Annotated in this window: 1 protein-coding gene and 1 pseudogene; both read right to left on the reverse strand. The window is 45.4% G+C overall.

Annotated features, from left to right (window positions below):
- Positions 1 to 194 (reverse strand): annotated as a pseudogene (locus tag PG840_RS16780) (DUF6040 family protein); the annotation flags it as partial.
- Between the two features lie 136 nt (positions 195 to 330).
- Positions 331 to 573, reverse strand: a 243-nt coding sequence (locus tag PG840_RS16785) for a hypothetical protein (RefSeq protein WP_270613925.1), incomplete at its 5' end; no start/stop codon positions are given.

The raw sequence follows: 573 nt of genomic DNA on the forward strand, positions 1-573 counted from the left end.
GTCTTTTGGTGTGTCTGTGCATAAAGTTTTTCCTGCTCTGCTTTTTCATACTTAAATTTCCATGCCACGACTTCTGCGTCGGCTCTTTTCCTGCTGTCTGTCTCGCTGGTCAATCGTTCCTCTGTTTGCCTTAATCTTGTCCGCAATGCTTCGATATTCTCGGCTCTGTTTTCGCTGTTCAATTTCTCGTTCAAGGTCAGCGATTCACTGGATTGTCTGGTCTTTCTGATCCAGTTCGTCCTGCATCTGTTCGGTCATCAGCAGAAGTTCTTCCACCTGCCCGACGTTCTCTAAGTTTCTGCATTCGCTCATCAATCTCCCTCGCTTTCTCTATCTGCTGTTTAAGGTCAGCAATTCGCTGTTCTGTTTCTGCAATAAGCTGTTCTCGCTGTTCAGCTTCTGCGTTAATTCCTGCCATTGCTGATTCTCGTTTTCCAACTGTTCGATTCTGGTTTTCTGTTGCTCGATCTGTGAGAGCAGTTCTTCTGTATCTGGCAAAAGATTCAGCAGCCCGGATAATTCGCTGTTTAAGTTTTTTAAACTCTGGTTCTGCTCCTGAAAAGACAGGAGCTG

This window comes from Coprococcus sp. AM97-35 (assembly GCF_027697525.1).
GTDB classification, from domain to species: domain Bacteria; phylum Bacillota; class Clostridia; order Lachnospirales; family Lachnospiraceae; genus Allocoprococcus; species Allocoprococcus comes.